The organism is Deltaproteobacteria bacterium (assembly GCA_009692615.1).
Taxonomy (GTDB): Bacteria; Desulfobacterota; Binatia; order UBA9968; family UBA9968; genus DP-20.
Genome location: SHYW01000007.1, coordinates 45,803 through 72,625, shown reverse-complemented (window position 1 = coordinate 72,625; position 26,823 = coordinate 45,803). Strand labels below are relative to the sequence as shown.

Genomic DNA, 26,823 nt, shown 5'->3' with positions numbered 1-26,823 from the left:
GGGCAAATCGAGGCAAAACTAAGGACCCTATTAACCACGAGAGCAAAATGTAATCTGATATAACTTCGCAAAAACTGTAACTCATTACGAAAAAAACGATCTATCTTCCGCTGCCCTGCTTCCAGGGCAGTTGTTCAGAGGTTCCTTAAGGCAGCCACTCGGCGCTGACCTCGATGAAGCCCCACTTTGGATCGGGGAACTTGCGCGGCAGCTCCGAGGTGATCAGACTGCCAAACAGATTTACCGGACCGAATTTGAACTGCGCCAGGCTGGAGCCGCGGCCAAAAATATCGAACATGTCGAGATTGCCCGCCGACGCGTGGACACAGATGGGCATGGCCAGGAGGCTGGCTTCTTGATAGATCGGATAAAAATAGGGATCGGTGGGCAGCTTGTCGCCTTCGACGCCGCGGATAAAGACGCCGCAAGCGCCGTTGGCTTTGGCGAAGTTCAACTCTTCGATCGCCGTGTCGATATAATTGAGCGGCGGCATCACCACCCAGCGCAAACGGCCGTTGCCAGCGCGCCAGATCTCCGCCAACCAGCGGTTATAACTTCTGCACAACGCGGTATCGACGTGGGGCAAATTGGTCAGCGCTCTTAAGAAGAGACTCGGATAGAGAACCTGGACATCGATGCCCAGTTCATCCATGTGGCTCAGCCGCGCCTTGATGTTTTCCATCTCGCGGCTTTCCCGCGGCGTGTCGTGGCCGATGTTGCGTCCTTTGACGAACACCCGGCCGCCGATTTTCCAGAACTCATCGGTGCCGCTTTTCCCTGAACCATCGCCGCCATGATCTTTGAAGACCATCACCCGCGGCGCGAACTGGCGCTCCGTTTCGTCGATAAAATCCCAAGTCCGCTCCGACTCGACGACATGCGCGTCGGCATCGATGATTGCCATGGTTCCTCCTTAGTTACGTTGACCTCACCCTAGCCCTCTCCCGCTAAAGCGGGCGAGGGAACTCGCGCAGCTCATGCTAGTGATTGTCTCAACCGTTTCCGACACCCTCGCCCATTCCGATGGGAGAGGGCAGGGGTGAGGGCTCTAGCATGTCTGCACAACACGTCACTGCTTGCCTTTGTCCATTCCCACTTTGCTCAGCAACTCAGTGTAAAACTTGGTCACCGGTTTGGGATCGAGATAGCCGAGCACTTGGTATTGTTTACCCTCGACGCGACGGTAGCCAGGGAGCACGTCGGTTTTGGCGATATCGATGCGCATGGAGTCCGAAGGGTTGAGGACGATTTTGTTTAACACTCTTTGCCAGGTGGACTGCCCTTCCCGCGAGAGGAACCAGTTGATGAACACAATCGCGGCGTTGGGATGAGGCGCTTTGTCGAAGAATCCGAGCACACTGCTATTGCCGCTGCCCAACGCGCCGGACTCCTTGAGTTGATCGCCGCGAAGATTCTCTACAGGAATGCCGATCTTTTGCGCCTCCTCGACGCCGCGGCAGAGAAAACACAAAACGAACTTGCCTCTGCCGAGCCAGTCGGTTGACTGGCGCCGGTCGCGCGAAAGAGTTATGTCCATGTCTTCGAATAGCGTCTTGAGATATTTTGGCCCCACCTGCTCGTGATAATAGAGGGCCAGCATCGGCGTCGGAATCGTTACCCCCGCCCCGTCGTTGAAGAATACGATGTTGCCTTTCCATTTCGGTTTAACGATATCCCAATAGGATTGCAGCTCATCGGGGTTGGTCAGCTTTTGGCTGTTGTAAGCGATGCTTGCCGAGCTCAGAGTGCCCTCGAAAAGCAGCAGATATTTTTCCTCCGGATCGCTCCAGATATGTTTACCGCTATACCATTTGCTCGTGTCGGTCACTTCGGGCAGCAGGAGAATCGGCCGGAGCGGCTGCAGGTACTTAGCCGCGTATGCTTGGCGCAAGATCGACGGGCCGGACGAGAACACATCGGCGACATATTTTTCCGCGCGCCGTTCGGCGACGATGCGTTGGAACATTTCTGTGTGGCCGAGAACGCTCACCACCTTGATTTCGGGATAGCGTTTGTTGAACGCTTCGATAATCGCCGGATGGGTGATGTCCTCCAGTCCATAGGTGTTGACCTGGCCTTCCTTCTTCGCCGCGTCGACAATGCGATTCCATGGCTCGTCCCCACTCGCCGCCGCGTGCAGCGAAGCTTGCGAGCTAACAATCAGCAACAGAGCCGCGATAATCGGCCACAACGATTTGCCAGCAACGCGCATGGGAGTTTCTCCATCGTCGACGCTTGGGTTTCGAATTTTTCGAGCGTTGAGTTTCACGACCGCCACTCTACAACCGCTCTCGACCGGTTGTCCAGAACTGGTAGGACGGTTAGGAAAACTGAGAGGCTCAATTTAGGCGGGGCAGAGCCGGCCATCAATTAAGATGCGCGACGAAGGAGAGCAAAACATGAGCGATGAAACCTACAACGCGGTGAAAAGAGATTTCATCACCGCGCTGCGGATTATCTATCGTGAAGGGCTGAGCGATGCCTTCGCCCATTTGAGCGCGCGCAGCAACGACGGCAACGAGATGCTGTTCATGCCGCGCAAGAGTCCGGCGCTGGTGCAGCGTGACGAATTGTTTTTCGTCGATTTCGACAAAGCCGTACCGCAGTCTTCGTTACACCAGGCAATCTACAAAGCTCGCGCCGATGTCAAAGCGGTTTTTCATTTTCATTCGCCGGCGGTGGTTCTGCTCAGCGTCGTCGGCCAATCGATTCGCGAAGTTTGCATGCTGGGACTTTTCTTGGAGGAGTCCGCGCGGCTGCAATCCGAAGCGATGCAAATCGGCACGCCTATATTCATGGAGCGTGACGAAGCCGAGAAGATCGCCAAGCGAACCTTCAAGCCGACTTCGACCGAACGCGCTTGGGATCATTGCGCGGCGAAGCGCGCGGAATGACCGGCTTGCGACTCTTCGCCAGAAGTCCTGAGGCAATCCCGACCCGGCACCAGCCGCAACTGTCTTGCGTACCCGGCGGCGCAGTAATACAATCGTTCCATGAAAACGTTAACGGTACGTTTGCCAGAGCCGCTGGTGGCCGAGATCGAGAGGGAGTCGCGCGGTCGCAAGTGCTCGAAGTCCGATGTAGTTCGCGAGCGTTTGCAGCGCGCCGCTCGACCCACGCGACGTCAAGCCGCGCCACTGGACGCCATTGTCGATTTGATCGGTTCCGTCAGCGGCCTGCCGGCCGACCTCAGCTCACGAAAGAAGCGCTATTTGAAAGCCACGGGCTATGGCGAGAAACGTTCTCGTTGACGCAGGTTTCTTGGTCGCTTTGCTCAGTCGCCGCGACTTCCACCACAATTGGGCGGTGACGATGGCACCGCAGTACACTCCACCCTGGCGCACTTGTGAAGCTGTGTTATCGGAAGCCTTTCACCTTCTCGGCGCCCGCGGAGACCTTAGCCTAATCGAGATGCTTCGTCGCCGGGCGCTGATCGTGGCCTTCGACCTGGACAACGACGTGGAATCGATCATAAAGCTTTTACAGAAATATGCCGACGTTCCCATGAGCCTCGCCGACGCCTGCCTCGCACGTATGAGCGAAACGTTTTCCGATCCGATAATTCTCACCACTGATTCTGACTTTCGCATTTATCGCCGGCACAGCCGACAGACCGTTCCATGTAAGCTGCCGTCTTGATCGCTTGCGATCGACACGCCAAGGACCTGATCCAAGAATATCACTTGGAGGTGTGGTTCGGATGGGCAAGATCCCTCACTTCGTTCGGGATGACAAGCGCTCGAACTGTGTCATTTCGAGCGTAGCGAGAAATCTTTCCCATTCCATGCACCCGAGCCACAATCAAACTGAACCATCACCCACTGGGAACGGCGACCTGTGTCATACAACTGCGATTCCAGGCCTGATCGTGAAAACACGGCGAGCTCAATCCGCTCAGCCGCCACTACTCCGCATACTGACTATACAAACTGTCGATCTCGCGTTTCACTTGATTGATCTTGGTGGACAGTTCGCGCATTTGGTTGAGATTGTTGCGGTTGGCTTCGAGGATCAGTTGGTCGTTGTATTTTTTTAGCGCGGTTTCGTTCTTGATGATCTCGGCTTCGAGCTTTTCGATTCTGGCTTTTTCCCGGCGTTCGGCCTTGGCGCGTTCTTTTTTGTCGTCGTGATCGGTGCGCGTGGTGGGTTTTTTCTGGGCGCTCTTGCCCTTGCCTTGGTCCTCGTCTTCCCAGCCGATTTTTTCTAGGAACTCGTCGTATCCAGTGTCGAAGACCTCGACTTTACCGCGATGAAAGACCACGAGCTTGGTCGCCAGGGCGCGGAGGATTCCTTCGTTGTGGGTGACGATCAACAGCGCGCCGGGAAAATTCTCTAAACTCTCGATCAAGGCGTCGATGGATTCCATGTCGAGATGGTTGTTGGGTTCGTCGAGCAACAACAAATTCGACGGATGGGCGAGAATCTTTCCCAACAGCGTACGGCTTTTTTCGCCGCCGGATAAAACCGTTACCTTTTTCAACGCCAGGTCGCCGCTGAACATCATGGTGCCGCAGATATTTCTGACCTGGGTGCGCGTCAGCGCCGGGTTGGCGTTTTCGATTTCCTGTTCGATGGTCAGCTTTTCATTGAGCCGTTGAATGTTGGTTTGGCCGAAGTAGCCGAGTTTCAAGTCGGGATGAGATTTGATCTCGCCGGTGAGCGGCGTCAGGCCGCCGGCGAGGACGTTCAACAGCGTCGATTTGCCTTTGCCGTTGTTGCCGATCACGGCGATGCGGTCGCGGGCGTTGATCGACAGGTTGAGCTGGCGGAACAAAAGATGGTCGGGGCTGTAGCCGAAGCACAGATCGCGCGCTTCGACCAACGCCTTGGCGGCGAAGGGCGCGTAGCGAAACTCGAAATCCAACGACTCGATCTCGGCGAGGTCGTCGAGCTTGGGCAGCCGTTCGAGCATCTTGATGCGCGACTGGACCATCTTCGCCTTCGACGCCTGGGCGCGAAAGCGATTGATGAACGCTTCGGCGTGGGCGCGCTTCTTGTCTTCGTTGGCGCGGGTCTTTTCGTGGATCTCGTCTTCGAGGACGATTTGCGCGTAGGCTTTGGCGGTGCCGCCTTCGAACTTACGAATCTTTTGCCGGTGGATCACCGCGGTGTGGGTCGTGACGCTGTCCATGAAGTCGCGATCGTGGGAGATCAAGATCAGCTCGCCTTTGAAATTGGTGAGAAACCGGGCGATCCAGCGCACCGAGGTGATGTCCAAGTAGTTGGTCGGTTCGTCGAGCAGCAGCAGATTGGGATCGGAGAGCAAAAGCTTGGCTAGGTTGATGCGGATTTGAAAGCCGCCGGAAAATTCTTCGGGCGCTTTTTCCAGATCGCTCTGGGAAAATCCCAGGCCAAACAGAATCGCCTCCGCCTTATAAATCGAATGGGCGTCTTCCTCCGGCAATCCTAAAGCCGCCTCGGCCAAGATCGTCGGCTGATGGAACCGTAGATGCTGCTGGAGATGGCCGATGCGATAGTTGCGCGGAATGGTAATCTGTCCGGAGTCGATCTCTTCCTCGCCCAAGATGAGTTTGAAGAGCGTCGATTTGCCGTGGCCGTTGCGGCCGACCAGCCCCAGGCGCTCGCCGGCGTTCATCTGAAAGGTCACGTCGGTGAACAGTTCGCGGGCGAAATAGGATTTGGTGAGTTGGTTGATCTTAATCACAATGGGCTTGTTTTCTAAAGCATAAAATCACCGGAATCAAGATGGGGGCGGGAGAATTCACCACAGAGAGTACAGATGACACAGAGTTGGAGATTCGGATCCGGAGTGTTGGCCGCAAAGAACGCAAAAGTCGCAAAAAATTCTTTAATTGCAGGCGCGGCTTTCAACCCCTCCCGCTTGGCTGTTGCCGTGTTAACCTCTCAACGTTTGAACAATCCTTCAAGCCCCTTACGGATCAAATCGTCGGTGGGGCGTTTTTTCTTTTTATTGTCGGTGGCGCCTTTGTCTTCCTGCGCCGGCGCGGGTTTCCCGCCCAGACGGTTTTGCAGTTCGTCTATGCCTTTGCGCATGAAGCCGCGCTGGGCGATTTGCGCGAGGTAGCGGCTGTCGGGCACCGCTTTGACATTCGGCAGGCGGCCGGTGAGCGCCAGGGGTACTTCGAGCTGGCCCTGATTGTTGAGCAGATATTTGGTTTCCTTCGCTGCTTGAGTCAGATCGGCGGAGAGCCGTTCGGAAAAGTTGATGGTCGTACGGAAATCGACTTTGCGGCTGAACTCAGCATAGCCGGCGCCTTGGACGAGAAATTCCGCGGCGGCGAGACGCAAGTTTTTCACGTTGATGCGGCCGTCGGCGACGTCGAGCAGCATGGTCATTTCTTTAAACTCGGTATCCTTCGCCGTAAACGTTTCGGGATATTTTCTGCGCAGCGACGGACTGATGATGTTGGTCAGTCCCGGGATGCCGGTGATGCCGCCCAGGGCGCCGTCGGCGATGTTGAAATTCAACAGCGCGCCCTGCAACACTTCCGCCGAGCCCTGGCCCTTGAGCGCGGGTTTGATTTCTTCCCAGCTCTTGCCGGCGCCGGCGAGCTTCATGTCTGCGTTCAATTTGCCGCGCAGGTCGCGCTCGGCTTTGGCGTCGAGCGCCGTGTAGAGTTCCTTGATGTCGATGCCTTGGACTTTAGTCGACATGGTAAACTGCGGCACCGCCTCTTTCAACGAATACTCGCCGTCCATTTGCACCACGCCGCTGAGCGCGTTGATTTTCAAATTGCGAATCTGGGTTACTTGGTTGGCCAGCGAGATGGTCGCGTCGAGGGCCTTGTAGGGAATGTTATAAAGTCTGCCGTCGGCGGAATTGACCGTGCCTTGATAGGCGATGGTGCCGCCGGCCATGCCGAATCGTCCATCGCTGCGCAGGTTGCGCAGCACGTCGCCCTTGCGCTCTTCGCTCAAGCCGGCGTTGTAATCGGCGGGAAAAATTTCCGGCGTGGTCAGTTTGTAGGTGAAGGTCAAGGGCGAAAATTTTTCCACCGCGGCGGCGAGCCGGATGCGCGAACTGCCGAGACTCAACGTCATGTCGCGGATGTCGGCGCGCTGGCCGGTGAAATTGATCTTGGTGTCGAGATTTTCCAGCGGCTTGGGAAACTGCGGCGGCTTGATGCTGGCTTTGACCAAGCTCAAGGAGCCTTGAATCTCCGGCGCGCTGCCCTTGCCGGCTTTGCCGCGTACTCTCGCTTGCAGCTCCATGGTGCCGCTCAGTTGATACTTGGCCAGCGCCGGAACGATTTTGTCCCAACCGTCGAGGGACGCCGGTTTGGAGTCGAGGCTGAGATCGAGCACCGTGCTTTCTCCGAGTTGGACTGTGCCTTGGGTCGCCAAGTCCAGCGTGTGCATCTTGAGCTGGGCTTTTTTGATTTCGATGCGGTCCGGACGATAGTGGGCATCGGCGTCGAGCATCAGCGCCATGCCCGCCGGTTTGTGAAACGACGAACCGTAACGCACAGCGCCGTTGCTGCCGTCGAACTGGGCGCTAAGGGTCAAGTCTTTGGGCGTGCCGGAAAATTTCAAATCTTTGAGACGAAAGACGCCGGCGAGGTCGAGATCTTTGGATAAAGCTTCTTGCAACTTCGGCGCGGCGGCTTTGAGCTTGGTCATGTCGAGAGGATCGACATCGAGCTTGCCGGTCATGGGCAGCTGACCGAAGTCGCCGTTGGCTGGCAGCGGCCCGAGCTTGCTAGTGAGCTTTAAATTTTGCTTGTCGGCATAAACCGCCGCGGCGAGCTGGGCCGTAAACGGCTTGGTCAAATCGAAATCCTCGACACGCAGATCGATTTGCTGGAGCTTCACATCGGCGCCGCTTTTTTTGTCGAGATAGCGCACTTCGCCGCCGGAAATGTCGACTAGCGAAACCAAATAGGTCGCCGGAGTTTTTTCTTTCTCGCCGCGCTCTTTCTTTTCCTTTTCGGCTTTTTCTTTTGCCGCGGCTTCTTTGGCTTCTTTAGATTCTGGATCCTTTTTGCCGATGGTAGCGAAATTGAATTCGCCTGCCGCATTGCGGATCACGACGATGGCGGGATCGTGCAGGATCAGCCGTTTGACCTGCACGTCTTTTTTCAACAGGGGCCAGAAACGAACGTTGACTTGTAAATCCTTGGCGCGGATGAAGTCGTCGTTGGAAAACTGCCGATCGTCGCTCATGGAAAAATCGCCGAGCTTGACGCCCAGGCCGCTGAACAACGTCGCTTCGATGGCGCCGACTTTGATCTTGCGACCGAGGGCCTGCTCCGCCTGGCCGATCAAATAGTCTTTGTTGCGCGCGATCAGCGAGTTGAGATTCAAGACCGCCGCGCCGGCGAGCACGACCAAGCCGGCCAGCACGCCGCCGGCGATCAGCCATTTACGTTTATTTTTAAGTTCCGCCATAAATCACCTGATAGCTTTGACGCTCGCGATCTGGGAATCGTTCAAAGCGACTGTACCATGCTCTTGAGCTTTTTTCCTGCCTACCTTGCTTTGCCGGCGCTGGCGAGAGCTTTTTTGATGATGTCGCGGATGGCGTCGAGCTCGTCGATCCAGGCGGGGTTGAGCCAGAGAAATTTCGCCCCCTTCACTCGGCGGGCGCGCTCGCTGACTTTTTCCTTGGAGATATCTTCACGCAGAGAATCGTAAAGCCCGCCGGTTTTGTGATTGGCGTCGAGCCAAGCGTTTTGGCCGTCGCGCGACAGGAGCCAGTTGGCGGCAACTTTGGCGGCGTTGGGATGAGGCGCGCGGTTGAAATAGCTCAAGGTGCCGTTATAGGCGGTCACTGAAGAACCTTCCTTGAGCGCCGCCGGCGCGAACTGATTGAGCGGCAAGCCTTGCATCATGGCATCGTCGACGTTTCTGGCGCCGAAGCCAAACAGGTATTTGCCGGTGCTCAACCAATCCATCAACTGCTCGTTGGAGCGTAGGATCGTGATATCCGTGTCGCTGTGTAGCCGGCGGATAAACTCCGGCCCAAGCTCGGGCTGCTTGTAGAAAAACATCTGCGCCGCGCTGATCGGACCGGACTGGAACGGGTCGGTGGAGACGATTTTGCCTTTCCATTTGGGGTTCAACAGGTCCCAATAGGATTTGATCTCGGCGGGGTTGACCAGTTTGCTGTTGAACGTAATCTCGCCGCTGCGCGGCGTGCCCTCGAAGACGAAGATGAAACGGTTCTCGGCGTCGTCGTAATGATGTTTGCCCTCATACCAAGCGGCTGGATCGAGCACTTCGGGAAGCAGTAGCAAGTTTTTGACCGGCTCTAAAATCTTCGCCTTGTGAAAAACCGTGATCGGCGAAATATTGCCGCCGATGTAGAGATCGACGGCGAATTTTTCCGCGCGCCGCTCGCTCATGATGCGCTGGCTGAGATCGGGACCGCGCCCGGTCACCAGGGTCACTTTGATCTTAGGATATTTCTTTTGAAACGTATCGCGAAACACCGGCTCGAAGGCGCCGGTGACGTAGAGCACCACCGCGGCTTCGTCTTCCGCGGCCTTGACCGTCTTGTCCCAATCGCTCTGCCAGGCGGGCGGCTGGGCGGCGACGGAGAAATTCACACAAAGCGCTAAGTAACAGAACAGTGCGTGGAGCAACGTGACGGTGGCACGAATCGGCTTCGACATGAAAACTCCTCGATCAATCGGTGGGGATAGTTCGGATTATTCACTGCGGAGGCGCGGAGTTCACAGAGGAGGAATAGGAGTAAAAAAACTCTGTGAACTCTGTGTCTCCGTGGTGAAACATCCGAATTCCTTCGAGCACTGGATCAAGCTCCGGCGGCGGTGAAAACTGTTTGCATGATTTGCCGCGCTTCGGTTTCGATCATTTGCAAATGATCCTGCGACACCAAACTCTCGGCGTAAATTTTACATAGCTCTTCGGTTCCCGACGGCCGCACGGCGAACCAGCCGCTACGCGCGGCCACTTTGAGTCCGCCGATGGCCGCGCCGTTGCCCGGCGCTGCGGTCAATTTCGCGACGATCGGCTCGCCGGCGAGTTCCTTGGCGCTGAGCGAATCGGGCCGCAGCGCTTTCAAGGCGTTTTTTTGCGCCGTCGTCGACGGCAGATCGATGCGAGTATAAAACGGCCGGCCCAGTTGGTCGGTTAGTTTTTCATACCAGCTCGCGGCATCGCGGCCGGTGGTGGCGATGATTTCCGCTGCGAGCAGGCAGAGAATGATGCCATCTTTATCCGTCGTCCAAACCGTTCCATCTTGGCAGAGAAAACTGGCGCCGGCGCTCTCCTCGCCGCCGAAACAGACCGAGCCGTCGAATAGGCCAGGGGCGAACCATTTGAAGCCGACCGGAACTTCGAACAACTTGCGGTCGAGCTTTTCGACGACGCGATCGATGAGGCAGCTGCTGACCAAAGTCTTGCCGACGGCGGCAGCTTTGCTCCAGCGCGGCCGGTGCGTCAGTAAGTAATGAATCGCCACGGCGAGATAGTGGTTCGGATTCATCAAGCCGAGGGACGGCGTGACGATGCCGTGGCGGTCGGAGTCGGCGTCGTTGCCGAAGGCAACTTGAAAACTATCTTTCAGTTTCACCAAGCCGGCCATGGCGTAGGGGCTGGAGCAATCCATGCGGATCTTGCCGTCGTGATCGAGCGTCATGAAACGGAAAGTCGGATCGCTGGATGAGTTCACGATTGTTAGATCAAGTTGATAATGCTCGGCGATCTTCTGCCAATAAGCGAGGGCCGCGCCGCCCAGCGGATCGACGCCGATCTTGACGCGCTGTGCATGAATCGCTTCCATGTCGATGACGGCGGTTAAGTCTTCGACATAGGGGCTGACTAAATCTTCTTGGTGCGTCGTCGCTGCCTTCAACGCTTTGTCGTAAGCGACGCGCTTCACGCCGCGGTTGCTCTCGCGCAACAAATCGTTGGCGCGCTGCTGAATCCATTCGGTAACATCGGTGTCCGCCGGCCCGCCTTCGGGAGGATTATATTTGAAGCCGCCGTCGGCGGGCGGATTATGCGACGGCGTGACGACGATGCCGTCGGCCGGGCGCTCTTTGCGGCCGCGATTGTGGACGAGAATGGCGCGCGAGATCGCCGGCGTCGGCGTGAAGCCGTCATCGCGCTGAATGATCGTTTCGATGGAATTCGCCGCCAGCACTTCCAGCGCCGTCCTCTGCGCCGGCCCGGAGGCCGCGTGGGTGTCTTTGCCCATGAACAGCGGCCCGGAAATATTTTTGCTCGTGCGGTAGTCGCAGATCGCCTGGGTGATGGCGAGGATATGCGCTTCATTTAAACTAACGCTGAGCGGACTGCCGCGATGGCCGCTGGTGCCGAAGCTGACCAGTTGCGACGGGTCCACCGTGTTGGGGTTGCGCTGGTAATAAGCTTTTTCGAGCGCCGCGACATCGATCAATATATTTGCCGGCGCCGGTTTGCCGGCTAGTGGGTGAATCGCCATTTTTGCCTCTACTCGCTGATAATTATTTGAACATCATAGGGCGAGACAAGTGAAAATGCCACGACTCAGCCGTTCGTTCGTTACGAACTCGAGATGGTTCGCCTTCGGCTCAGCATGACAGTTGCGATTACGCTTGGGCGGCGGGGAAGTTCAAGGCATCGACTTCGAAGCGACGCAATTCCGGCATCACTTGCTCAGCGAACAGACGCAGCGAATTCATCGCTTGCTTCTGTTCCAGCTCGCCGAAAGTAAACTCGCCGAGAAAAGTATCGGCGCCGGCGTCGTTGGCGATTTTCTTAATTTGCTGCACCACCGATTCCGGCGCACCGCAGATGAATGAACCGTCGCCGATGGAGTGTTCCATGTCCATCAACTCCTGGCGCCGGCCGCCGTCGAGGATCGTCGACAGTCCAGTCGAGCCGTGAGCGCCGTAGGTGCGCGCACCGCCGCGCCGCTGCCAGAAATTTTTCCAGTGATACTCGCCCTCGGCGTGGGCTTGCTTGTCGCTTTCGGCGACGTAGATTTCGCGCATCAAGCCGATATGCGGTTTGCGCCCGCTGGGCTTCGCTTTTTGATACACCGCGCGATATTCGTCGAAGGCTTTGCGCACCGCCTTCATCCCCGACGGCACCCATTGAATCGTGCTGACGCCAGTGGATGCGGCTTCTTCGATGGATTCTTTGCTGCGGGTCGGCATCCAGATCGGCGGATGGGGTTTTTGCACCAGCGGGATCGACGAGTCGATATCCTTGCACTTGAAATATTTGCCTTCGAAGATGAAAGTTTCATGAGTCCAGATGCCTTTGATCACTTGCAGCGCTTCGAGCGTCATCTCGCGTTTCTGATCCCAAGGAATATTATAAGCGGCAAAAGTAAAAGGGCCGATGCCGGCGCCGAAGCCGACTTCGAGCCGGCCTTGCATGAGATTGTCGAGTAGCGCCACTTCTTCGGCGACGCGGATCGGATTCCACAGCGGCAAGACGTAAACCAGCGGTCCCATGCGAATGTTCTTGGTGCGCTGGGAGGCGGCGCCGAGAAAACTGCCGGGGCTGGGACATTCGGAGAAGCCCATGTCGAAGTGATGTTCGGCAACGAAATAAAAATCCATGCCGGCCTGATCGGCGAACTCCACAACGTCGAGATGATTTTTGTACAGGTCGACGTAGCTCAACGCCGGCTTGTCGTGCTTTTGCATGTGATCGAAGAGTCCGAGTTTCATGGGACGATCCTTTGTTGCGCTGACGATTTTGGTCTTGACGCTTCTCTTCCATCTAACCTATGGTGGTTTTACTTGACTAGCGTTGATTCATGCAAACATTTGGCAGTTATTTTAGACTGATCGTCAGCCTGTCTGTCCTGCTCGTCATGAGCGCGCGCAGTGGCGCTGGAGCCCAGGAAAAACTCAAATTCCCGGTCGGCGTCGGCACCAAGACGGTCGGCACCCATATGTTTTGGCTCGGGGTGAAAAAAGGCTTCTTCGATGAAGTTGGGCTCGATGTCCAGACGATCTTGCTGCGCGGCAATCCGATCACGACCGCGGCGCTGGTGAGCGAGTCGGTGAACTTGGCGTTAGGTTCCGCCGACGCGGTGATCGCGGCGGCAGCCAATGGTGCGGACTTGCTGGCCGTGGGCGGCGTTGTTAACGGGCTCACACAGGCGATCGTCGCGGGGAAGAATTACAAAAGCTTCAAAGATTTGCGCGGCGCCACCGTCGGCGTGCAAGCCCTGACTTCCGGCGCGGCCAACGTGCTGCAAAAAATCTTCAAACAAAACGGTTTGAATTATCCGGCGGATTATAAAATGCTCGCGGTGGGCGGCGGCAGTTTCAATCTGGCGGCGCTGACTTCGGGACAATTGGGCGCGACGTATTTAGTCGTTCCCCTCGATTTCACTGCCGAGCAGCAAGGTTTCAATGTGCTCGGATATTTTCGCGATTATATTCCCAACTATCAACTATCGCTGCTCACGGTGAAGCGCGGCTGGGCGGAGAAAAACCGCGGGCTGCTGGTGCGCTACTTGAAAGCGACGGTGCGCATGCATCGCTGGCTTTATGCCAACAAAGAAGCGGCGATCGATTTTCTCGCCAAGGAGATGCCGCTCAAACCCGAGCTGGCGCGGCGTGGTTGGGAATATTACACGGCCAATCGCATCTGGCATCCCAACGCGGAGATCGGTCTCGAAGGTTTGAAATTCGCCATGCAGATTTACGCCGAACAGGTGAAGGGCGCGCCGCCCGACCCGGCAAAATATATCGATCAGAGTTATTTGCAGCAGGCGATCAAGGAACTCGGCTGATGGCGTTTTCGGATTCGGAAGAGGCAATTGGCCGCACCCTTCGACACGCTCAGGGCAATCGGGGAGGGCAAAGAGCGCAAAAAAAGATTTCGGAATTGTCGGGGTAACCCTGTGGAGCTGCCCTTCGTAATCAAGTCGAAAGGAAACATACTAGTGAATCTCAATTCGATGCGGGTGGATTTGGTTGGCAGCTTGCTGCGGCCGCAGAGGCTGAAGGATGCGTTCGCAAGCTTTGGCGACGGTAAGACCAGCGAAGCGGACTTAAAGAATTCACAGGACGAAGCGATTCGCGATGTGGTAGCTAAACAGGTCGCACACAACTTGCCGATCGTGGTCGACGGCGAGTTTCGCCGCACCAGTTTCATGGAGAGCTTCAATGTCGTCGCCGGCGTGGAAGAGTGGCAGGCGGGGGTGAAAAGCTATCACGATATGCTCGCCCGCGCCGACGATGGCCAAGTTAAAACCCACAAAGGCACCGATCCGATCTTACTCAATCGTAAACGGGTCACGGCGCGCTTGAAACTTTTGCGCAACTCGCTGGTCGATGATTTTCGTTTCACTCAAAGCTTGACCGAACGGCCGGTGAAAATCACTTTGATCGGTCCGGACCGGATTCAACAATGCTACGATGCCGAGGCGTCGCGTTCGGTCTACGCGAACACCGACGAATTTTTGGGCGATGTCGTCATGGTTGAAAAGCAGATGCTCAGCGAGCTAGCCGAGGCGGGTTGCCGCTATGTCGGCATTGACGGGCCGGGCTACACGGCGTACGTCGATCCTAATTCCATCGCGGCGATGCGCGCGCGGGGTGAAGAACCGATGGCGACGATGGAGCGCTCGATTCGCGCCGATAACGAGGTCATCGCCGGATTTCCCAACGTCACCTTTGGTATTCACATCTGCCGCGGCAACCGCCAAAGCATGTGGCACCGCGAGGGAAAGTACGACGCCATCGCCGAAAAATTATTCAACGGCCTCAACCATCAACGGCTTCTACTAGAATACGACACCGAACGCGCCGGCGGCTTCGAGCCGCTGCGTTTCGTGCCGAAAGGAAAAATCGCCGTACTTGGTTTGATCACGACGAAGCTCGGACGGGTGGAAAGCGTCGATGAACTGCGCCGGCGCATCGACGACGCGGCGCGCTTCTTACCGTTGGAACAATTAGCGCTGAGCCCTCAATGCGGCTTCGCGTCGAGCATCCGCGGTAATCTGCTTACGGAAGACGAACAGTTCCGCAAACTCGATGTCATGCTGGAAACGGCGCGACGGGTTTGGGACTAAGAGGGAATTCACCACAGAGGGCACAGAGATCACAGAGTGGGGGAATCAGATTCGGAGAGTTGGCCGCAAAAAACGCAAAAAAAGAAATGGGAATTGAAAGGGCGGGTTTGAAACCCGCCCTCTCGCTAGCGCGGAACGCGGCCGCGGTCGTCGGCTTCGCGCATGGACCAGGCCGATCTTTGGGTGGCGCAGAAACGGCGCGCGGCGTCGATCTGCTGGCGCGTGCCGTCGAGATCGACTTGGACATTGAAGCAATGTTCGCGGCCGCTGAAGCGGTAGCCCTGGGCTGCGGGAATCTCGATTTCGTTGACGCCGGGATGCATCTTGTAATCCCGCGCGTGGCCGGCGATGGTGTTGCCCTCGCGGACGTAGACCTCGGTTTCACAGTCGCGCCGGCCGTCGAAACGGATGCGCACTTTCCAAGAACGAATCCGCTGTCCCTCGCTCACCGGGTCGGGCGACATGTCGAGATCTTCGATGTTCAAGCGATCGCCGCGCTGGCAACTGGCGTCGCGGCGGCGATCTTTTTTGCGATCGGCGGCGCTCGCGTCTGGGGCAAAGGTCATCAAAAAGTTACTGAGAAGCCCTGCCAATAAAGCTGCTTTGATCCAACTCATAACGTCCTCCAATCGATCCTATTTTAGACTATCGAAGGCGCGAACCGCTAGAAATTTCTTGTTCGCCGCTCGATTCGCGGCTCCCTAGCTTGCCAAACTTTCCATCAAGCGGCCAAAGCCTTTGACGGTTTCCTTGATGTCGATGAGTTTCATGGCGTACCAGCTGCAAGCCAGGCTGCTGGTGATCACTGGCTTGCCGATTTCGCTTTCCAACATGGCGACATCGGTGATCGTCGGCCAGCGCGGACAGGCGATGAAAACCCCGTCGGCGTCGCGCGCTTTGGCGTAGAGTTTTTTGGCGATCTTGTAGGACGCGTGGACGGGCAGATCGGTGAGCTGGGAATTTTTGCGCACGCCGTAACCGGCGATCTGCAAGACTTCGAAGCCAGATTGTTCTAGATGGCGCTTGAGGCGCTGGTTGATTTCTTCTTCGTAGGGCGTGCCGACGACGAGTTTTTTGCAGTTCATCGCTTTCAACGCTTCGACTTCGGCGGTGAGTCCAGCGGCCACCGGGACGCCGAATTTGTCGCTGAGTTTTTTGCCGAGTTCGCGGTCGGCGCCGAAGGGCAGCCGGGTGAACAGCGGCGAGCCGCTGAAGATGATCGAGTCGCAATTGTTGTCGACCAAATCTTGCGCCGATTCCTCGATGCGGCCGAGCTGTGCTTCGAAGTCGCTGTCGACCAGCTGGCGCACGGTGCCGGTGGTGTTGAGCATCATGAAGCCTTCGGGAAACATTTTGTAAAATTCGTAAACCAAGGTATCCCCGCGGGAGGGGGCGATGTGACCGATGCGGGCGCGCCAACCGTACATAAATTTTACTCCTTAGTAAAAAACTCCAAATTCAAAATTCCAGATTCCAAATTATTTCGGCCAGCCGTAGAGCTTCGCCGGGTTGTCGGCGAGGATTGCGTTGCGTAACTTTTCGTCAGGCGCGGCTGCTAACAGAAAATCGAGCAGGTCGCCTTCGTCGGGCGTCGGTACCGTGATACTGGCGTGGGGCCAGTTGCTGCCCCAAACAACGCGGTCGGGGCGCACGGCGATGAGCGCTTGGACGACGTCGAGCAAATCTTCGTAATTCGGCGGTCCAACTTCGGACTGCTGATAGAAACTGTAAAGATTGAGCCAGGCGTTTTCTTCGTTTTGTAAAATCTTCAGCAGCGCATCGAACTCCTGATCGCCGCGTCGATGATGCGGTTCGACTTCGGCGACGTGGTCGAAAAGATAAGGTACTTTTAGCGAGTTCAGAAACGGCACGCCTGCGATGGCGTCCAGCACCGACTGTGGCGTGAACTCGATGTGCCAGCCGAAGCCTTGGGTTCTATCAACGATCCGCTTGGCATCTTCGTAAGAAAAACCGCCGCGGCCTTGCGACTTGATGCGGAAGCCGGTGAAGCCGCCGTCTTTGAGTTCGATTAACTCGCCGTCGGTGACCGCCGGATTGAGCAGCGCCACCGCTTTGAAGCTGCCATGCATGCGCTTCAAAGCATCCAGCGTGATGCGATTGTTCGTGCCGTTGCCGCTGCCGGTGACGATCACGGCGCGCTCCAGTCCGACGGCGGCGTGAGTTCGAAGATAATCATCGAGGGTCGAGTGGGGATCGGGATCGTAGCCGCGCCCGGCGACAAGCGGATAACGGTCGAAGGGACCGTAGACATGCAAGTGGGTATCGCAGGCGCCAGTGGGCAGTTTATACTTTGGCTTGTGGGGATTTTGCTTGGGTGGTTGAACGACTCGCATGGCGCTCAATCTAGTTCAAAAGCGGCATGAATATCCAGCGAATTCGTAGGGCGGCTTGACGGCGCGCAGCGATTTGCTTAGCGTGCGTATATTCAATTCAAATCAATGAGCGCGGAGGTTGGCAATGACAGCTGAAAACCTGCAACTCTATTTGTTAGGCGCGGAGAAATTATTGCGGTGCCGTTGGGATGGGCGCACTGAGAACGTCGAGATTCTCAACAGCGCTTTGGATGGCGAGACCGTGCGCGAAGTGGCGCGCGATCCGTTCAATGCGAAAAAATTATACGCCGCCACGCTCACCGAGATCCACGTCAGCGAAGACGATGGCGCGAGCTGGAAGTGGCTACCCTCCGGCGGCATTGAGCGGCGCGATATTTGGACCATGGCGGTGCATCCGACCCGGGCCGATGAGATTTACGTCGGCACGCTGCCGGCGGCGATTTACGCCAGCGATAACGGCGGCCGGTCGTTTCGCGAGCTGGCATCGTTTCGCGATCTGCCCGATTACAACAAGTGGACCTTTCCTCCTGGCGCGCATGTGGCGCATGTGCGTTCGATTGCGCTCGACGCCCGGGTGCCGGATGAAATCATCGTCGGCATTGAAGAGGGCGGCGTGGCGCGCAGCCGCGACCGCGGCGCGACTTGGGAAGACATCAGCGGCCCGGCCAGTCCGACGGCGTTTCCCAAAATCAACGATCCCGCCGGCATCGTGCCTTACGAAATGGGCAAGCATGAAGAGGGGCGCTTGTACCGCGACGTCCATTGGGTGACGCGCCATCCGGCGAAACTCGACACGCTGTTCGCCAGTACCGGCATCGGCACCTATCAGACCGACGACGACGGCAAATCTTGGCGCAAGTGCGAATACGGCATGGGGCGCGCCTACGCGATTCCCATGGCCAACCATTCGTCGGTGCCGGAGCGGATCTTTCTCGGCGCCGCGGAGAACGGGCCGGCGACCTGGGCGGGCTATCGCACCGTGCGCGCGGGACCCTACAACACAGTTAAATTCAGCAACCTCCGCTTGGCCGAAACCGGCGGTGCCAAGACGCAGATCCTGCGCAGCGACGACGGCGGCAAGAGTTGGAACAAGCTGACCAATGGCTTGCCCGCCGGCACGGAACATATGACCTGCGGTTTTGCGACGCACCCCGGCGACGCCGACACGCTCTGCGTGGGCTACACAGATGGATCGGTTTACGCCACCAACGACGCCGGCGGGAGCTGGCGCCGGCTGCTGGTGTCGCAGCCGAAACTCTACGGTGTGCGCCTAATGCCGACAGCTTAATAATAGAGGACCGCGAACAGCTTGATGCAAAATTTGGTAAGCCGCGACCGGATTTTGCATGCTCAGACGAGCGATTCTGGGCAAAAAACGTTGACAGCGTGAGTGGGATGCTTCACAATCGTTACATTGAAAACAGTTCGTGACGGAACTGAAAAGGGGGAGTGATGAGGGAGCAAAAAAGCATTTATCTAGCGGCAGTCAAGTTACTCGCATTGGGATTTCTATTTTCCTGCACCAGTCCGGCCAATCCGCCGGCACCGACGTGGACGGCGGAAAATCTGAGCGCTTCATCCGGCGCGGCGGCGGCCAAACCGGAAGCACCGAAACCACCGGCACCGCCGAAACCCGATCCAGGCACGACAACGAGCCTCGACGCGCTGCGCAAGGGCGAAGCGGCAACCGCGGGGCCGATGAAGGATGTCAATTTCTCATTTGACAGCGTGGCGCTCTCGGAAGCGGCGCGGGCGACGTTGAAGGCCAATGCCGATTGGCTCAAGTCCAATGCCACGGCGCGCATTCAGATCGAAGGCCACTGCGACGAGCGCGGCACGGCGGAATACAATATGGCGCTGGGCGCCAAGCGGGCCCAAGCCGCGCTAGATTATCTGGCGACGCTCGGCGTAGCCGCCAACCGGATGTCGACCGTGAGCTACGGTCAAGAAATTCCCGTCTGTAAGGAAAAGAACGAAGAGTGCTGGGCCAAGAACCGGCGCGCGCGCTTCGTCATTGGCGCAGCCAAGTAGACTCAGAAATTCAAAATCGCAAATCGCGACGAGCAAAAGGCCCGTGTCCAACGACACGGGCCTTTTTTTTGGCGGTTGCGAGGAATTGTCCGCCGGTGAAATTGATTTACTTGGCAGGAAAATCCGTTCTCCCCACGAAGACACCAATGGCACGAAGGTTCGGATGACCGAGGTAGGGGCGAAAGATTTTTCGCGCCGGCAATAACCCTGCATGCTCTCCTTCGAAAAAACGGGCATTGTTTTGTAGGATGCGGTGACCAAAGGGAACCGCATCGTTGGTAAGTCGCACTCGCTCGATGCGGTTCGCGGACTCACCACATCCTACGGGTTTCGCTCTCTTGAGTGTCCGTAGGTGTGGGTAAGCATACGAAACACTTTGTGGTGAAAGACGCTTTCCACTTGGCTGCGGTTGCGCCGCGGATCAACGCTATGGCTCATCGAATTGACAGCGAGGCGACGGCTTTGTTAGGGTCGCAGCTGGTTGTCGGTGCGCGGATCAATCACTGACTTAGCAAAACGAGGGCGAACTTATGCGTTATGGTTGGCGGGCGCGGATCGGTCATATCGCGCCGGCGATATTGGATACTTCGGGCGAGGAGATGCGCAAGCTCTTGCCGGTGGGCGTGTTGCACGTCGGATTAACCATCAGCGAGCCAATTCAGACTCTCGGCGCGGAGCAGGCTGCGGCGGCGTTTGACCGCCTGGTCGAAGCCGGCAAGAGATTGGCCGCGGAGAAAGTCGACGTGCTGATTTGCGGCGGTGCGCCGGTGGCGTTGTCCAAAGGCGCAGCGGGCGACGCCGAGCTGACCGAGCTGTTGCGTCGTGAAACTCAATTGCCGGTAGTCACGGCCAACGGCGTGGTTATTGACGGACTGCGCACGCTGGGGGCGCGTTCGGTGCTGGTGGTCAGTCCGTTCATCGAGGCACGCAATCAGGAAATCAAAAACTTTCTCGCAGCGAATCAGTTTCAAGTGCCGGCGACCAAAGGTTTGGGCTTGACGAAAAATATCGATTTCGCCAGCCAGTCGCCGGACGCGGCGTTCACGCTCGCGCGGGATTTAGCCAAGCAACATCCTGACGCCGATGCGATCTATATCGCCTGCCCGCGTTGGCCGTCGGTGGATATCATCGCACCGCTGGAAGCCGATACCGGCATGGCGGTGATCGCGGCGCCGGCGGCGATGATCTGGGGCGCGCTCAAAGCGCTGAAGATTTTCGACTGTCAGCCGGGTTACGGTTCGTTGCTGGAGAGTTTGCGGATGGGGCGCCGAAAGGATTGACCATGAGCATTCGCCTATCGACAACGATTCTCGCTTGTACGCTGATCGCGCTCGGCCAATTTTGTATTTCACCCACATTTGCGCAAGAACGGTTTCGGGTTTCCTACGGCGGCTTCAACGAAACCGCGACTTCCATGTGGGTCGGCATCGAGCGCGGCATGTTCAAAAAATACGGCATCGACGCGCAAATGGTTCAGGTGCGTAACGGCGCCTTGAGCATCGCGACTTTAGTCGCCAAAGAAGTCGAAGCGGTGTGGCCGGCGCAGTCGACGATCTTGAGCACCGTATCCGGCGGCATCAAGCTCACCTGCATCGGCGGACCGGTGAATAAAATTCCGCGCAACCTGATGGTGCGCAAAGAGCTCAAGAGCGCCGAAGATTTGCGCGGCAAAACCGTCGGCGTGCAAAGTATCGGCGGCGGTTTGTGGCTGCAAACGATGATTATCCTCGATCACCTCGGCGTCGATCCCGATAAATACGGCATCAAAGTGCGCGTCATCGGCGACGAAGCGACTCTGGCCCAGGCGATGATCACCAACAACATCGACTTCGGCGTGATCACCTACGGTTTGAGCGAGATTTTGTACCCGCAGGGATTCAAATCGTTGGTCGATGCGGCCGAGATTTCCGCTCCCTACCAGGGGCCGGAAATTTGCGGGCTGAAAGAATCCGTCGCCAGCCGCAACGAATTTTATCTGCGCGTGCTAAAAGGGTTGGCCGAGGCGGTCGCTTACATCCTCGACGACAACAACAAGACCGATGTCGCCAAAGTTTTGCAGCGCAATCTGCGCCTGAGCCGTAGCGACGTCATCGAAGGATCGTACAAAGTGTTGCGCAAGATGACGACGCTCGATCTGGCGCCCAACGTCGCCGCTTTCAAATCGGTGCAGCGCCTGGTGGCGCGCATCAACCCGAAAATCACCCAGGTCGATCTCGATCAAGTGATCGACGCGAGTTTTACGCGGCAATTGGAATCGAGCGGCTTCTTGGCCGAGCTGCGCAAGAAAATCAGATAGCTGGCACCGCTTAAACAAAAGACCTAAGTCCGTCATGCCGGCGCAGGCCGGCATCCATCTTAATGGTTATGAACCACCCCACCTGGATACCGGCCTACGCCGGTATGACGGAATAGGAGCAGAGTTCTCCGAGTCGATTCTTAGGCGAAAAGCCCCAGGGTCTCCGCTGCGAACAGTTCGTTGACGGCGAATTTAATTTTCGTCAATCCCTGCTCATGGGAATAGAGCGTGGCGGCTTCCAAGGTGGCGGCGTTGTTCTTGATGCCGTAGGGATGAACGTCTGGGCCGAGGACTTGGCGTGCGTATTCCAAATCCAGATTCACCCAGGGCAGCGAAGCCAAACCTTCTTCATAATCTTCGAAAGCCAGCGCCTTGGCGTCTTGGAACCCTTGCGACAAACGCACGGCCAATGACGGGTCTTGCTCGTAAATCGCCCGGCGCATGACGGTCATGTGCATGATCGGATAAATTTGTGTCCGCCGGTAATAGTTCGCTTCGACGGCGCGGCAGTAGGGAAACAGCCGAGCGACCAGCGGGGAATTTTTTAGAAAAGCGCGCGGCGGTGAAGTCACGGCGACGGCGTCGAGTTCGCCGGCTTCGAGCAGATCGTCGAGGTTTTGATCCTTGGCGATGCTGTCGATGCGAATGCCCGGCGGCATATCGATGGCGACATGTTCGGAGCGGCGGCGAAACCAGTGAATGTCTTCGGGCTTGACGCCGTACTCATGCTGCAACAGGCCGCGCACGAATAGCAGCGCGGTCATGGAATAATCGGCGATGCCGACTTTCTTGCCTTTGAGATCCGCCGGTTTGGCGATGCCGGCTTTAGTGTTGATCCAAATATAAGAATGACGAAATACCCGCGATGGAAAGATCGGCAGCGCAACGAAGCGCCGGTCGCCCTTGCCGATGGCGATCATGAAATTGGACAGCGACATTTCCGAAACGTCGAACTCTTCGTCGTTGAGCATGCGCAGAAAAATTTGCGACGGCGGCGAGATGTTGATGAACTTCGGATCGACGCCGTCGATTTTAACTTTACCGTTGGCCAAGGCCCGGCAATGATCGTAGTCGCGCATACCGATTGAGATCGTGCGATTAGCCATGTTCCCTCCGCTGCAATAGTCGCGAATGTAAGTTGACTGCGGTGTGGAAGTCAATCGGCGGGACGAGACAGAGACAGGGATAGAAATAGGAAAGGTAGGGGAGCGGTCTCTGTCTCCAAGCTCTGTCTTATTTCTCGGTCTCCGCCATGGACAGGTGGAGGTGAATGGGCTAAGTGAAACACGAGAAGGTTCATTCATGGGCTTAAAAACCGTCATCGCAATTCTGCTACTTTGTGCTACGCCGACCTTCGCAGCGGAAAAAGTCCGCGTCAGCGGCGGCGGTATGACGCCGCTTCATTCGCTTATTTGGGTCGCCAATCAGGAAGGGTTGTTCCGAAAATACGGCATGGAGGTGGAATACTTGGCGATGAATAGCGGCACGTTGGGCGTGCAGACGCTGTTGTCCAACGATAGCCAGTTTCTCTTCTCCACCGGCGCCCTGGCGGTCACCGCCGACCTGCAGGGCGCGGATATCGCGATGATCACCGGCGGTTTCAATCTTTTTGCATTTAAATTAGTCGGCCGGCCGGAGATCCGCAGCGTGCAAGATTTGCGCGGCAAGAAAATTTCCATCAGCCAGTTCGGTTCGGCCACCGATTTCGCGGTGCAGGCGGCCTTGGAAAAATTCGCTGTCGATTCGAAGCAAGTTACGGTCATACAACTGGGCGCCAGTTCCAACCGACTGACGGCGCTGACGAATGGTTCGACGGAGGCGTCGTTGTTCACTGAGCCGTTTGCGACCATGGCAATTAAAAAGCACCGAATGAACTTGCTTTTGGACATGGCCGAAGCAGGCATGGCTTATCCGCAAAGCTGCTTGATGATCAAGCGCAGTTATCTCGACGCCAACAAGGAGAGGGCGACGAACTTCGTCAAGGCGTTGGTCGAAGCGCTGTTTCTCGCCAAGCGCGATCGCGCCATGACGATTCAGGTGATTAAAAAATATATCCGCGCCGACGATGAAGTATATGGAATTGGTTACGACTATTTTTTAGGAGCCCATGCCGATGGGCTTTTGAGCATGCCGGACCGCAAGGGCGTCGAGCTGGTGATCGCCCAACTGGCGAAAACCAATCCTAAAGCCAAAGGGCAGACGGTGGAGTCGCTGCGCGTGATGGAGCCAAGTATTCTTGACGAGCTTAAGAAGAGTGGGTTTATCGACAGGGTTCGAAGATAGGATCGGCACGACAGAATGAGCGATGAAGTTTCGCCTTCACATTATCCCTATGTGCCGCTACCGGACCGCGGGCCGCTGCGCTTTCCCAACGGCGCGCAGTTGGCGCTGATTATTACGATCAACATCGAATACTGGGAACCGTTCCGGCCGGGGCAGAAAGAGCCGCTGTTCACCGGCGGGCCGATGACGATTCCGCACGCGCTGCCGGGCGATGTGCTCGATACGGCAAATTGGACTTGGCGCGAGTATGGCCAGCGCATTGGTATCTGGCGCATGTTCGAGATGTTCGACAAGCTTGGCGTAAAGCCATCGTGCACGATCAACGGCATGACGATGACCGAGCGGCGGCGCATCGTCGATGCTTGCAACGAGCGTGACTGGGAGCTGGTGCCGCATAACTGGGCGCAGAACGATCTGCTCACCTATTACGCGCACAAGCCAGAAGACGAGCGCGCCGTGATTCGGCGCACGCTCGATATCTACGAGAAAGTAGTCGGCCGCCCTGCTAAAGCCTGGTTGTCTTCGGCTATCCGTGGCACGCTGCAAACGCCGGTGTTCTTGAAAGAGTTCGGTGTGATCGCTTACTGCGATTATCTAAACGACGATCAGCCCTATCTGATTCACACTTCGAAAGGCCCGATCGTCTGCGTGCCGTATTCGAACGATATCAACGATTTTAACTTATTCGCACGCGGCGGCATGCCGGCGTCGGCGGGATTGGAAACGCTGAAGAGCTGTTTCGACCAACTTTACATTGAAGGCGCGGCGACGGGGCGCATTATGAACCTCGGCCTGCATCCTCACGTGATGGGCCACGCGCATCGGATCGGCGCGCTGCGCGAGTTTGTCGAGTATGCGCTCTCGCGCGAAAAAGTTTGGTTCCCCAGCCGCGAGGAGATCGCGAGTTGGTATATGACTGTGCACGAGACGCATATCCCAAGCGGTGAACCGCGTACGGGGTAAAGGGTAGGGAGTTGGGGGTTTCGGATAAGAAGTTTGGAGAGCAACCATGCAGACTGAGCGTTACGATTACTCGCCGATTGTCAGGCGCCAGCCATTCAAATGGCCGAACAACGCGCGCGTCGCGTTGATGGTGGCGCCGAATGTCGAATTCTTCCACATCGACAAAGTGATTCCCGGCGCGGCGAATTCTTCCTTGCCGGACGTGACCGGTTACGCGCTGCGCGACTATGGTTCACGCATCGGCGTGTTTCGCATGATGGACGTACTCGACAAGCATTCCATACGCGCCACGGTGTTGCTCAACGCCGATGTCTGCGCGCATCATCCGGCGATCATCGAAGAGGGCAATAAACGAAAGTGGGAGTGGCTCGGCCACGGCGTGACCAACAATATTCGCATCAATCAATATCCCGCCGACGAAGAGCGCGGCGTGATTCGGCAAATTCGAGATACTATTGCCGCGGCGACCGGCAAAGCGCCGCGCGGCTGGCTCGGACCGGGCGGCGGCGATGAAAGCCCTAACACATTGGATCATCTCGCCGCGGAAGGTTTCGATTACGTTTGCGACTGGGGTTTCGACGATCAGCCCTGCGCGATGCGGGTGAAGTCGGGCCGGATGATCGCGATTCCCTATCAGCAAGGATTGAACGATATCCGCGTGATCTTCCAAGGCGGCCACACGCCGAAGGATTGGTTACAGATGGTGTGCGATCAGTTCGATACCTTCTACGCAGAGGGCGAGACCCAAGCGCGGGTGATGACGCTGCCGCTCCATCCGTTTGTCATCGGTCTGGCCTTTCGCGTCAAGTATCTCGACTTGGCGTTGCAGTATATTTGTTCTCACGACGGCGTGTGGAAGGCGACGGGCGCGGAGATCGCCGATTACTTTTACGCCAACTATTATCAGAAGCTTTAGCTTTGGAGGCGAACATGAAATTTTTTTTGCCGCTGGTGCTTGTTTTAGTTCTCTCGTCATTTCACTTCGCCGTCGCTGCCGACCGGGTGATCATCGGCAACGTCTCGCGCACGGTGGAGCAGTTGCCGAACTACGCGGCGACGGACAAAGGTTTCTTCGCTCAAGAAGGAATCCAAGGCGATGTTGTGCTGATCGGCTCGACCGATACGTTGATTCAAGCGTTGATCGCTGGACAGATCCATGTCGCCATCGTCGATCCGTCGGCGGCGATCAATGCCGTGGAGCGCGGCGCGGCGTTAAAAATCATCGGCGGCACGGTGCCGATCGCGGCCTACACGTTGGTCACTTGTCCGAAATATAAATCGATCAAAGATCTCAAGGGCACGAACATCGGTGTGGTGAGCTTGGTTTCCGGCAGCACGATCTTTTTGCGGGAAATGCTCAAAGCTGAAGGGCTGGAGCTCAACCGTGACTATACGATTATCCAGAACGGTCCCACCGGACAGCGGCTGGCCAGCCTCAAAACTTGCAGTACGTCGGCGACGATGCTGCTCGGCGGCGATTTGCCGCGCTCGCGCGAGCTGGGCTTCTTGGAGATCGCAAAACTGTCAGACTATATTCCCAACCTGCAATTTCACAGTTTGATCGTCGATGGCCGCTGGGCGGAAACGAATAGCCAGTTGACGGTGCGCTATCTAAAAGCGATGGTGCGAGCGATGCAGTGGGCTCACGCCAACCACGAACAAGCGGCTGATTTGATTTCCAAGCGCACCGGGATTCCGCTCAAGTCGACGCGTGTCACCGTCGACGAATATCTCTCCCAGGGAATTATTAGCAAAGACGGCTCGGTGAACCGCGAAGGGTTTCAACGGCTGATCGATTTGATGGGCGATCGCTTGTTCAAAAGCAAACCTTATCCCGCGCCGGAAAAATATCTCGACTTGAGCTATCTCCGGCGCGCGCAGCAGGAGCTAGGCATAGGGCGGTAGTGGGACTGGAGTAATGATAT

Annotated in this window: 24 protein-coding genes; 13 read left to right on the top strand and 11 right to left on the bottom strand. The window is 56.9% G+C overall.

What is annotated here, in order from left to right; genetic code table 11:
- Nucleotides 1-145 precede the first annotated feature (145 nt).
- The gene (locus EXR70_02940) at nucleotides 146-904 is read right to left on the bottom strand and encodes a hypothetical protein (protein MSP37438.1); all 759 of its coding nucleotides are present in this window, start codon (nucleotides 902-904) and stop codon (nucleotides 146-148) included.
- A gap of 165 nt (nucleotides 905-1,069) precedes the next feature.
- Entirely contained in the window at nucleotides 1,070-2,212 is a 1,143-nt protein-coding gene (locus EXR70_02935; protein ID MSP37437.1) for an ABC transporter substrate-binding protein, read from the bottom strand.
- Between the two features lie 163 nt (nucleotides 2,213-2,375).
- Between EXR70_02935 and EXR70_02930 the strand changes: the two genes are divergently transcribed.
- The 3 genes from EXR70_02930 to EXR70_02920 all read left to right on the top strand — a co-directional run bounded on the left by EXR70_02930 (nucleotide 2,376) and on the right by EXR70_02920 (nucleotide 3,639).
- Nucleotides 2,376-2,894, top strand: coding sequence for a hypothetical protein (locus EXR70_02930; GenBank protein MSP37436.1), 519 nt, complete (start codon nucleotides 2,376-2,378; stop codon nucleotides 2,892-2,894).
- Nucleotides 2,895-2,993: 99 nt separating this feature from the next.
- Complete coding sequence (locus EXR70_02925) at nucleotides 2,994-3,251, top strand: hypothetical protein (protein MSP37435.1); 258 nt, start codon at nucleotides 2,994-2,996, stop codon at nucleotides 3,249-3,251.
- A complete protein-coding gene (locus EXR70_02920) occupies nucleotides 3,229-3,639 on the top strand; it encodes a PIN domain-containing protein (GenBank protein MSP37434.1) in 411 nt (136 codons plus the stop codon). Before EXR70_02925 ends, EXR70_02920 begins: the two co-directional genes overlap by 23 nt.
- 265 nt (nucleotides 3,640-3,904) lie before the next feature.
- On the opposite strand, the gene EXR70_02915 is transcribed toward EXR70_02920, so the two are convergent.
- From EXR70_02915 to EXR70_02895, 5 genes are all read right to left on the bottom strand, one after another.
- Entirely contained in the window at nucleotides 3,905-5,665 is a 1,761-nt protein-coding gene (locus tag EXR70_02915) for an ATP-binding cassette domain-containing protein (protein ID MSP37433.1), read from the bottom strand.
- A 200-nt stretch (nucleotides 5,666-5,865) separates the two neighbouring features.
- On the bottom strand, nucleotides 5,866-8,370 hold the full coding sequence (locus tag EXR70_02910; GenBank protein ID MSP37432.1) for an AsmA family protein: 2,505 nt from the start codon (nucleotides 8,368-8,370) through the stop codon (nucleotides 5,866-5,868).
- A gap of 80 nt (nucleotides 8,371-8,450) precedes the next feature.
- Complete coding sequence (locus EXR70_02905; protein MSP37431.1) at nucleotides 8,451-9,596, bottom strand: extracellular solute-binding protein; 1,146 nt, start codon at nucleotides 9,594-9,596, stop codon at nucleotides 8,451-8,453.
- Between the two features lie 143 nt (nucleotides 9,597-9,739).
- Nucleotides 9,740-11,392 (bottom strand): alpha-D-glucose phosphate-specific phosphoglucomutase, encoded by a 1,653-nt coding sequence (locus EXR70_02900; protein ID MSP37430.1) that lies wholly within the window; start codon nucleotides 11,390-11,392, stop codon nucleotides 9,740-9,742.
- Nucleotides 11,393-11,519: 127 nt separating this feature from the next.
- Nucleotides 11,520-12,611, bottom strand: coding sequence for an LLM class flavin-dependent oxidoreductase (locus EXR70_02895; protein ID MSP37429.1), 1,092 nt, complete (start codon nucleotides 12,609-12,611; stop codon nucleotides 11,520-11,522).
- Between the two features lie 89 nt (nucleotides 12,612-12,700).
- On the opposite strand from EXR70_02895, the gene EXR70_02890 reads away from it, so the two are divergent.
- Complete coding sequence (locus EXR70_02890) at nucleotides 12,701-13,687, top strand: ABC transporter substrate-binding protein (protein MSP37428.1); 987 nt, start codon at nucleotides 12,701-12,703, stop codon at nucleotides 13,685-13,687.
- Nucleotides 13,688-13,840: 153 nt separating this feature from the next.
- The gene (locus tag EXR70_02885) at nucleotides 13,841-14,971 is read left to right on the top strand and encodes a methionine synthase (GenBank protein MSP37427.1); all 1,131 of its coding nucleotides are present in this window, start codon (nucleotides 13,841-13,843) and stop codon (nucleotides 14,969-14,971) included.
- A gap of 125 nt (nucleotides 14,972-15,096) precedes the next feature.
- On the opposite strand, the gene EXR70_02880 is transcribed toward EXR70_02885, so the two are convergent.
- From EXR70_02880 to EXR70_02870, 3 genes are all read right to left on the bottom strand, one after another.
- Nucleotides 15,097-15,588, bottom strand: a complete 492-nt coding sequence (locus tag EXR70_02880) for a hypothetical protein (GenBank protein ID MSP37426.1) — start codon at nucleotides 15,586-15,588, stop codon at nucleotides 15,097-15,099.
- A gap of 84 nt (nucleotides 15,589-15,672) precedes the next feature.
- Nucleotides 15,673-16,398: a hypothetical protein gene (locus EXR70_02875; GenBank protein MSP37425.1), complete on the bottom strand. Its 726-nt coding sequence runs from the start codon at nucleotides 16,396-16,398 to the stop codon at nucleotides 15,673-15,675.
- Nucleotides 16,399-16,449: 51 nt separating this feature from the next.
- A complete protein-coding gene (locus tag EXR70_02870) occupies nucleotides 16,450-17,325 on the bottom strand; it encodes a hypothetical protein (protein MSP37424.1) in 876 nt (291 codons plus the stop codon).
- Nucleotides 17,326-17,449: 124 nt separating this feature from the next.
- Between EXR70_02870 and EXR70_02865 the strand changes: the two genes are divergently transcribed.
- The 4 genes from EXR70_02865 to EXR70_02850 all read left to right on the top strand — a co-directional run bounded on the left by EXR70_02865 (nucleotide 17,450) and on the right by EXR70_02850 (nucleotide 21,652).
- Nucleotides 17,450-18,613 (top strand): hypothetical protein, encoded by a 1,164-nt coding sequence (locus EXR70_02865; protein ID MSP37423.1) that lies wholly within the window; start codon nucleotides 17,450-17,452, stop codon nucleotides 18,611-18,613.
- Nucleotides 18,614-18,777: 164 nt separating this feature from the next.
- Nucleotides 18,778-19,356, top strand: coding sequence for a peptidoglycan-associated lipoprotein Pal (pal, locus tag EXR70_02860; GenBank protein MSP37422.1), 579 nt, complete (start codon nucleotides 18,778-18,780; stop codon nucleotides 19,354-19,356).
- Between the two features lie 530 nt (nucleotides 19,357-19,886).
- A complete protein-coding gene (locus tag EXR70_02855) occupies nucleotides 19,887-20,636 on the top strand; it encodes a hypothetical protein (GenBank protein MSP37421.1) in 750 nt (249 codons plus the stop codon).
- 2 nt (nucleotides 20,637-20,638) lie between these two features.
- Nucleotides 20,639-21,652 carry an ABC transporter substrate-binding protein gene (locus EXR70_02850; GenBank protein MSP37420.1) on the top strand — a complete coding sequence of 338 codons (1,014 nt, stop codon included), beginning with the start codon at nucleotides 20,639-20,641 and terminating at the stop codon, nucleotides 21,650-21,652.
- 140 nt (nucleotides 21,653-21,792) lie between these two features.
- Here the strand turns inward: EXR70_02850 and EXR70_02845 are convergent, their stop codons facing one another.
- Nucleotides 21,793-22,758 carry an ABC transporter substrate-binding protein gene (locus EXR70_02845; GenBank protein MSP37419.1) on the bottom strand — a complete coding sequence of 322 codons (966 nt, stop codon included), beginning with the start codon at nucleotides 22,756-22,758 and terminating at the stop codon, nucleotides 21,793-21,795.
- Between the two features lie 196 nt (nucleotides 22,759-22,954).
- Between EXR70_02845 and EXR70_02840 the strand changes: the two genes are divergently transcribed.
- The 4 genes from EXR70_02840 to EXR70_02825 are packed head-to-tail and all read left to right on the top strand — an operon-like array spanning nucleotide 22,955 to nucleotide 26,803.
- On the top strand, nucleotides 22,955-23,935 hold the full coding sequence (locus tag EXR70_02840) for an ABC transporter substrate-binding protein (GenBank protein ID MSP37418.1): 981 nt from the start codon (nucleotides 22,955-22,957) through the stop codon (nucleotides 23,933-23,935).
- A gap of 15 nt (nucleotides 23,936-23,950) precedes the next feature.
- Nucleotides 23,951-24,898: a polysaccharide deacetylase gene (locus tag EXR70_02835; protein ID MSP37417.1), complete on the top strand. Its 948-nt coding sequence runs from the start codon at nucleotides 23,951-23,953 to the stop codon at nucleotides 24,896-24,898.
- 46 nt (nucleotides 24,899-24,944) lie between these two features.
- Nucleotides 24,945-25,814 (top strand): polysaccharide deacetylase, encoded by an 870-nt coding sequence (locus EXR70_02830; protein ID MSP37416.1) that lies wholly within the window; start codon nucleotides 24,945-24,947, stop codon nucleotides 25,812-25,814.
- A gap of 14 nt (nucleotides 25,815-25,828) precedes the next feature.
- Complete coding sequence (locus tag EXR70_02825; protein ID MSP37415.1) at nucleotides 25,829-26,803, top strand: ABC transporter substrate-binding protein; 975 nt, start codon at nucleotides 25,829-25,831, stop codon at nucleotides 26,801-26,803.
- Nucleotides 26,804-26,823 lie beyond the last annotated feature (20 nt).